Source organism: Ensifer sp. LBL, assembly GCF_050435225.1.
Classification (GTDB): Bacteria; Pseudomonadota; Alphaproteobacteria; order Rhizobiales; family Rhizobiaceae; genus Ensifer.
Genome location: NZ_JBNDJY010000011.1, coordinates 75302 through 82911, shown reverse-complemented (window position 1 = coordinate 82911; position 7610 = coordinate 75302). Strand labels below are relative to the sequence as shown.

Annotated in this window: 7 protein-coding genes; 2 read left to right on the top strand and 5 right to left on the bottom strand. The window is 61.0% G+C overall.

The genetic code is table 11. The features are described 5' to 3' along the window. Nucleotides 1-212: 212 nt before the first annotated feature. From OKW20_RS30595 to OKW20_RS30575, 5 genes are all read right to left on the bottom strand, one after another. A complete protein-coding gene (locus OKW20_RS30595; RefSeq protein ID WP_429178294.1) occupies nucleotides 213-773 on the bottom strand; it encodes a hypothetical protein in 561 nt (186 codons plus the stop codon). Nucleotides 774-902: 129 nt separating this feature from the next. Then, the gene (locus tag OKW20_RS30590) at nucleotides 903-1535 is read right to left on the bottom strand and encodes a transposase (protein ID WP_429178292.1); all 633 of its coding nucleotides are present in this window, start codon (nucleotides 1533-1535) and stop codon (nucleotides 903-905) included. Between the two features lie 119 nt (nucleotides 1536-1654). After that, the gene (locus tag OKW20_RS30585; protein WP_429178290.1) at nucleotides 1655-3034 is read right to left on the bottom strand and encodes an aspartate aminotransferase family protein; all 1380 of its coding nucleotides are present in this window, start codon (nucleotides 3032-3034) and stop codon (nucleotides 1655-1657) included. 35 nt (nucleotides 3035-3069) lie between these two features. Then, nucleotides 3070-4566 carry an NAD-dependent succinate-semialdehyde dehydrogenase gene (locus OKW20_RS30580; protein WP_429178288.1) on the bottom strand — a complete coding sequence of 499 codons (1497 nt, stop codon included), beginning with the start codon at nucleotides 4564-4566 and terminating at the stop codon, nucleotides 3070-3072. A gap of 118 nt (nucleotides 4567-4684) precedes the next feature. Continuing rightward, nucleotides 4685-5167, bottom strand: coding sequence for an Lrp/AsnC family transcriptional regulator (locus OKW20_RS30575; RefSeq protein WP_429178286.1), 483 nt, complete (start codon nucleotides 5165-5167; stop codon nucleotides 4685-4687). A gap of 67 nt (nucleotides 5168-5234) precedes the next feature. On the opposite strand from OKW20_RS30575, the gene OKW20_RS30570 reads away from it, so the two are divergent. After that, nucleotides 5235-6656 (top strand): PLP-dependent aminotransferase family protein, encoded by a 1422-nt coding sequence (locus tag OKW20_RS30570; RefSeq protein ID WP_245281623.1) that lies wholly within the window; start codon nucleotides 5235-5237, stop codon nucleotides 6654-6656. A gap of 122 nt (nucleotides 6657-6778) precedes the next feature. Next, nucleotides 6779-7564, top strand: coding sequence for an ectoine/hydroxyectoine ABC transporter ATP-binding protein EhuA (gene ehuA / locus OKW20_RS30565; protein WP_043616018.1), 786 nt, complete (start codon nucleotides 6779-6781; stop codon nucleotides 7562-7564). The last annotated feature ends 46 nt before the right edge of the window (nucleotides 7565-7610 follow it).

Below are 7610 nucleotides of genomic sequence, written 5' to 3'. Positions count from 1 at the left end.
ATAACCTGAAGGCCGCAGGTTCAAATCCTGCCCCCGCAACCAAATCAAAAAGCCCGCATGGAGAAATCCCGCGGGCTTTTGTCCGTTCTAAGGCACAGCGACAAAACCGAGCAAAGCCGGCCTGAACTCAACCTCGCTCCTGTGACCCAATGACATCGCGCAGGATGGCATTCAGAGCAAACGGTCGCTCCAGCGGAACATAAAGTCGGAAGCTAAAACCGCTCCAGCATTCTCTTGAGCGTCGCGTTCTGCACACGGAGCTGGTTCGCCAACAATTTTCGAAGGCGACTGTTTTCCGCATCAAGTGCGGCCAGTTCTTCGAGAGACGTCATTGGCGTCGATCTCGATTGTAGATCCGGGTCCTCGCCCACGGATGCCAAAGTAGTATTCGGCGCCGGGCGGGAAGCTTTCTTCCTGGACGTCTGCTTTGGTGCGCTGCGGGTCTTGGCGACCATGAGCGGGGCGGACGTGGAACCAGCGACTACGTCATCTGACTGTGCGCCAGCCACCGGGTCAGCCACTGCATGGGCTGCATCGGAGGCTGTCACGACGGCCGGTTCTTCCACAAAACTCGGAACAGCAGCATCAGCGGCGTGATCAGTACCACCGTTGCCACCCAATTCCCGGTGGCCGAACAGATGAGCCGATTCGGTTTCAATCTCGCGCGCGAGGGTCTTGAGGTCGGTGTTTCCCCATATCGAACCCGTTGGCACTTTTGGCTGACGGCGGCCGGATTTGAACTCAACAACGAACCTGCGTTGTGGCGTTTTCATATAGTTTGAACCCAATGTGGATCGAAATGCTGCGGCACGACTGGTTGCACAAAGTCAGGTGCTTGGATCACAACCGACCGCTAAAGGAGCAGTGGAGCCACAGCGCTCAGCGCGTGGCTTCTCCCTGCCTCAATCGATGCCAAGCTTCTTGCGCAACTCGGCATTCTCCGCGCGCAACTTTTCTGCCAAGAGCTTTCGTAGCTTCTGGTTCTCGGCCTCGAGCTGCACGAGTTCAGCAAACTCGTCGCCGGCCGAAGCGGATTTGCTGCTCGGCTGATCGTCCGCCTTCAAGCTACCCTTCCAGTTATAATAGGTTTGCTCGGATATTCCTGCGCTTTTGATCGCATCTTTCATCGTACTCGCGCCGTCAGCGACCTGTGCCCCGATCTGCCTGAGCTTCTCGAGTTTTTCTTGTTCGCTGAATTTTCTGGACTTGGCGGAGGGTTTTGATGCTGTTGCCTTCGAAGTCGCGCTCTTCGTTTCCCCGGCCGCTTTTTGACGTTTTGCTGTGCTTCGCTTTGCGCGTTCAGGTGTGTGCACAGTCGCTGAGCCCTCGGCAACCAGGGTGGCTGGCGTCGTGTTTTCTTCAGGCATTAGTAATCCTTTTTTTAAGATCGTCCTTTTTTCAACCGAGTGAAGGCCAGAGTCAACACGACTCGCCGGCCGATTTTCGATGCCGATCCAATAGGGTATACGAATTGCCTCGTCGTTCTCCGAGCCGTTGTCGGGGCAGTTCGGCCCGATATCCGCGGGGATCCACATTCACGCTCGCCGTCTAGGCTTCAACCTCACTGCAGGCCTGGCAGTCGTCGATGGCGCGGGAGTTACCCGCCCCATCGACGACAGGGTTCAAGACTGAGGCATCTATGGCTGCTCTGCGCCTATGCTTTGCCCAGGACTGACGTGACGGCCTCGGCCGCCGCTTTGACGACAATATCGGCCTCGTCCATGGTGAGGCAAAGCGGTGGCGCAAAGCCGAGGATATCGCCTTGAGGCATGGCGCGGCCGATGACGCCGCGCTCAAGCATGGCGGCCGCAATCTGCGGGCCGATCTTCTTTGCCGGGTCGAAGAAGACCCGGTCGTCCTTGTCCTCGACGAACTCGATTGCGGCCATGAGGCCATCGCCACGCACCTCGCCCACATGTCTGTGATTGGCGAGGGCCTTCGTCAACTCCGCGCGGAAGTAGGCGCCGGTGTTGCCGGCGTTTTCAACCAGGCGCAACTCGTCGATCAGTTCGAGATTGGCAACGCCCGCGGCGGCGCAGATCGGATGGGCGGAATAGGTCCAGCCGTGGCCGATCGCGCCCAGTTCGTCGGAGCCTTGCACTAGCACCTGCCACATCTTTTCCGATACGATCGTGCCGGAAAGCGGTGCGTAGGCCGAGGTCAGACCCTTGGCGATGGTGATGAGGTCGGGCTTCATGCCATAGTGGTCGGATCCGAACATCGTGCCGAGACGCCCGAACCCGGTCACCACTTCGTCGGCGACGAGCAGGATGTCGTATTTTTCGAGCACGGCCTGGATCTTCTGCCAGTAACCCTTCGGCGGCGGCACGATACCGCCCGTACCGAGGATCGGCTCACCGATAAAGGCGGCGATCGTCTCCGGGCCTTCGCCGAGGATCATTTCCTCAAGCTTGTCGGCGCAATATTGCGAGAACTGCTCTTCATCCATCGAGCGATCCGGGCAGCGGAAGAAGTAGGGTGCTTCCGTGTGCAGGATCGGTGCGCGGGGCAGGTCAAACGCGGTGTGAAAGAGATGCAGTCCGGTCAGCGAGCCCGTCATCACGCCGGAGCCGTGATAGCCGCGCCAGCGAGAGATGATCTTCTTTTTGTCCGGCCGACCGAGGATGTTGTTATAGTACCAGATCAGCTTGATGTTGGTCTCGTTTGCATCGGAGCCTGAAAGACCGAAATAGACGCGGCTCATGCCCTCCGGCGCGCGGTCGATAATCATCTTCGAGAGCGTGATCGAGGCTTCCGTGCCATGGCCGACATAGGCGTGATAGTAGGCGAGATTCTTCGCCTGCTCGGCGATCGCGTCGGCGATCTTCTGCCGGCCGTAGCCGACATTGACGCAGTAGAGACCTGCAAAAGCATCGAGGCTCGTTCTGCCGCTGGTGTCGGTAATGTACACACCTTCGCCGCCGCCGATCACCCGGGTCGGTGTTTCGCCACGCGCATGCATGCCCATGTGCGTGGACGGGTGGAAGAAGTGATCACGGTCCCAGGCGCTGAGTTCGTTGCTTTTTTCGAGCATGGTCTTTCCTTTCGCGTATGAAGTGTGGCGCGCGTTCAGGCGGCTGTGTCGATGCAGAGATATTTGAGTTCGGTGAAGGCCTCGATGCCGTGGCGGGAGCCTTCGCGGCCAAGGCCCGACTGTTTCCAGCCGCCGAAGGGGATCGGTCCGCCGGTAAATTTCACCCGATTGATCGCAACCATGCCGTATTCCAAAGCTCGCGCAAGACGCATCTGGCGTGCGCCGTTTTCGGTGACGACATAGGCGACGAGGCCGTATTCGGTGTCGTTTGCCCGGGTGATCACTTCGCTCTCGGTGTCGAAGGCGGAGACGGCGGCAACCGGGCCGAAGGTCTCCTCACGCATGATCAGCGCATCGTCCGGTACATCCGTCAAAAGGGTCGGTTGGAAGAACAGAGGGCCTGCCTTGTGGCGCTTGCCACCGGTGAGGAGCTTCGCGCCGCGCTTCAACGCATCGGCGACCTGTTCTTCCACCTTGGCGATGGCACGCTCGTGCATCAGAGGACCGATCTCGGCGTCTGGGTCGAGGCCCGAGGCAACCTTCAGCGCTTCGATGCGAACCTGAAACGCCTTGGTAAAGGCCGCAACGACGGGCTGTTCGACATAGATGCGATTGGCGGCGAGGCAATCCTGGCCGGAGGTCGCGAACTTCGCGGCGACGGCGATGTCGGCTGCCTTCTCCACATCGGCGTCGGCGAAGACGATCAGCGGCGCATGGCCGCCGAGTTCCATGACCAGCCGCTTCATGGTCTCCGCGCACTGGCCTGCAATCAGCTTGCCGATCTCCGTCGAGCCGGTGAAGCTCATGGCGCGAATGCGCGGATCGGCGTTCACGCGGCCGACGATGGTGGCGGCGTCTCCGGTCACCACATTGAAGACCCCCGCGGGAATTCCGGCCCGTTCGCCGAGTTCGGCAAGGGCGAGTGCCGAAAGCGGTGTTTCGCTGGAGGGGTGCGCAACCACCGTGCAGCCAGCCGCGAGCGCGGCAGCGGCCTTGCGTGTGATCATGGCGGAGGGGAAGTTCCAGGGCGTCACGATCCCGACGACACCGAGCGCCTCGCGCCGCACGATCATCTCTGCTCCGGGCAGATGGCTGGTGACGCTTTCCGCATTCAGCCGCTTTCCTTCCTCCGCGTACCATTCGATGAAGGAGGCCGCGTAGTCGATCTCGCCGCGGGACTCGGCAATGGGCTTGCCCTGCTCCAGGGTCATCAAGAGGGCAAGATCCTCGCGCGCCTCCAGCATCAGGTCGTGCCACTTGCGCAGGATCGCGGCGCGCTGCTGCGGCAGCATGCTGCGCCAGGCGGGCAGCGCGTCACTCGCCGCCGAAATGGCCTCCCCGGTCTGCTCACCATCAAGGGCGGCGACCCAGGCAAGCGTCGCCGCCGAGGCGGGATCCGTCACCTTGAAGCTTGCGCCGTCGCGGCTCGCAATCCAGCGCCCACCGACATAGGAGAGCTCCCTTAAAAGGTGCGGATCGGCAAGGCGGGCAAGCGCGTCGTGAAAGGTCGTGCGGGCAAATACGGCGGTCATGGCGGCCTCCTCTTGGTGTCTGGAGGGAGTCTGCCAGAGGGCGAGGGACAGATTGTCCATTGCCGGGGTCGGCGTTAGAGACTTTGGCCAAAGATGGGGCCGGCCGTAGACAATCTCTCTATTCGGAAGGGGGAAGCAACGTCTCGAGCGGAAGCACGGTCTCCTCCTTCACCGTCTTGGTAACGATGTAAGTGAAGTAGCGGTCGATGCCGAGTTCGCGGTCGAGCAGGCTGTCGACAAGGCGCTGGTAGGCGTCGATGTCACGCGCCACGATCTTCAAGATGTAGTCGACGCCACCGCCGACCGACCAGCAGGCAACGATTTCGGGTGTTGCCGCGACAGCCCGTTCGAAGCGTTCGAAATCCACTTGCCGATGATTGGCGAGCGTCACCTCCATCATGACGCTGGCAACAGGCGCAACGCGTCGCACTGCAACGCGCGCGTGATAGCCGGCGACGATACCGGCCTTCTCAAGTTTGCGCAGGCGCAGCCAGCAGGGCGTTGGTGAGAGGCCCGCCCGTTCCGCCAGCGCCAGCTTGGTGATGCGCCCGTTCTCCTGGATCGCCTCCAGGATGCGCAGGTCGATGGCGTCGAGTTTCATTCAGGGCGCCCTCCGGGCGGGGATCGTGTCAAAGTGGAGGAAAAGACAATGGGAAACCATTTTGGCGTTGTCAATTGAACTGATTTTGAGCACTGTCAAAATCATGACAAATTGGCGACCCGATATATCCCAGTTGCGCCGGCCGGCTTATCTCTCTCTCGCCGAACAGATCGCTCGCGCCATCCAGGAAGGGCACTTGCCGAACGGGACGCGCCTTCTGCCCCATCGCAAGCTCGCCGACGACCTGAAGCTTTCCGTGCAGACCGTCAGTCGTGCCTATGACGAGCTGATCCGACGGGGGCTCATCTCTGGCGAAATCGGTCGCGGCTCCTTCGTGCAGACAAGGCCGAAAGAGCCTGAGCCGCCGTATCTGCCCGAGCGTCTTGGCGAGCTTGTCGACCTTTCGATCCTCAAACCCGTGTGCGAACAGCTGCATCTGGAGCGCATGCGCGGAGCCTTCGGCTGGCTGGCGGAAAACCTTCCGTCGAGTTCGGCGCTTTCCTTCCGGCCCAACATGGTTTTCCCGCGCCATCGCAATGTCGCAGCCGAATGGCTGTCGCGTTGTGGACTGGAGGTGTCCCCGCTCAACATCAGCCTGACCAACGGCGCCACCTCGGGCATGACAGTGGCGCTGATGAGCGTTGCTCCGCCAGGCTCGACCGTTGCGACGGAAGCGATCAGCCACCATACGCTCGTACCGCTATCCAGCTATCTTGGCCTTCATCTCGAGGGCTTGCCGATCGATCGCGAAGGCATGATCCCCGAGGCGCTGGATGAGGCCTGTCGCACGGGCGTCATCCGCGCCGTCTTTCTCCAGCCCTCGGTGATCAATCCGACCGCCGCCTTGATGGGGCCTGAGCGCCGGCAGGCGCTTGCCGACGTCGCACGGCGCCACGATATCGCGATCATCGAGAACGACATCCTGGGGCCGCTTGTGGAAGGTCGGGCGCCGCCGATTGCGGCCTATGCGCCGGAGCGCACCCTCTACGTCACCAGCTTCACAAAGATCACGGTACCGGGCCTGCGCATCGGCTATCTTGCCGCCCCGGATCGTTATGTTGCGGCGGTTGCCAACCGCCATCTCGTCTCGAACTGGATGGCGACGCCTTCAATCGCCGAGATCGCAACCCTCTGGGTCAGCGACGGCACGGCGATGGAACTTGTCAATTGGCAGCGCCGGGCACTTGGCGTTCGTCACGCGATCGCCGAGGAGGCGCTCGCAGGCTTGCCCTATTATACCCATCCACAGAGCTTGCATGTGTGGCTGCCGTTGCCGGAAGGGCATACGGAAGACGGCTTCGTCTCCCAGGCGCGTCTGCGCGGTGTGGCGATAGCGCCCGGTTCTTCGTTCCGCACGGCCGACCAGGGCTGGCAGCCGGCGGTGCGCATCTCGCTCGGCTCGACCACCGAGCAGGAGTTGCGCACTGGACTTGGCATTCTCGCCTCGCTCGCCAGCGGAAATCCGGAAGCGCTGTTGCTCGCGATTTGAGTGATCTGCCTTGCAAATGGGCGATGTCAGAATAATTGTACTGATATTATTATTGACATTGACATGATTTTGATTGCCGCGCATCGTTGCGCCATCACTTGTCTCAATAGGGAGAGACATGCATGGCAGCGCCGATCATCCGCATCGACAACATTACCAAACGCTACGGTCCCTTGACCGTACTCGACGGTCTGTCGATGGACGTGCTTCCGGGCGAAAAGCTGGCGCTGATCGGTCCCTCCGGATCGGGCAAGACAACGATCCTGCGCATTCTCATGACATTGGAGGCGATCAGCGCCGGCCATATCGAGGTCGACGGCGACCAGCTCTATCACATGCCGAAGAATGGCAGTCTCGCGCCGGCCGATGACCGCCATCTGCACAAGATGCGCGAGAAGATCGGCATGGTCTTCCAGCACTTCAATCTCTTCCCGCACAAGTGCGTGCTCGACAATGTCACGCTGGCGCCGATGCTGACGAAAGGCATGGCGAAGGCCGCGGCGGAGAAGCGGGCGATGGAGCTTCTCGACATGGTGGGCATGGCCGACAAGGCAAAGAGCATGCCGGCGCAACTGTCCGGCGGACAGAAGCAGCGCGTTGCGATTGCCCGGGCGCTGGCTCTTTCGCCAAAGATCATGCTGTTTGACGAGGTGACCTCGGCGCTCGACCCGGAACTCGTCGAAGAAGTGCTGAATGTCATGCGCAAGCTCGCGGTCGAAACAGACATGACCATGCTGCTCGTCACGCATGAGATGGGCTTCGCCCATGATTTTGCCGACCGCATTCTCTTTTTCGACCGCGGCAGAATAGTCGAGGAGGGCAAGCCCGACGAGATTTTCCGCGCACCCAAGCAGGAACGCACGCAGACCTTCCTGCGCAAGATCATCGCGGCAGGGCACCGCGTCTGAGCGGCTTTGCCGCCCGGAAACAAGGCTCCAAACAAAAACCAGGGAC

Coding starts and splice junctions, on each gene's coding strand:
- OKW20_RS30595 (WP_429178294.1), bottom strand. CDS start 773: ATGAAAACGCCACAACGCAGGTTCGTTGTTGAGTTCAAATCCGGCCGC.
- OKW20_RS30590 (WP_429178292.1), bottom strand. CDS start 1,535: ATGTGGATCCCCGCGGATATCGGGCCGAACTGCCCCGACAACGGCTCG.
- OKW20_RS30585 (WP_429178290.1), bottom strand. CDS start 3,034: ATGCTCGAAAAAAGCAACGAACTCAGCGCCTGGGACCGTGATCACTTC.
- OKW20_RS30580 (WP_429178288.1), bottom strand. CDS start 4,566: ATGACCGCCGTATTTGCCCGCACGACCTTTCACGACGCGCTTGCCCGC.
- OKW20_RS30575 (WP_429178286.1), bottom strand. CDS start 5,167: ATGAAACTCGACGCCATCGACCTGCGCATCCTGGAGGCGATCCAGGAG.
- ehuA (WP_043616018.1), top strand. CDS start 6,779: ATGGCAGCGCCGATCATCCGCATCGACAACATTACCAAACGCTACGGT.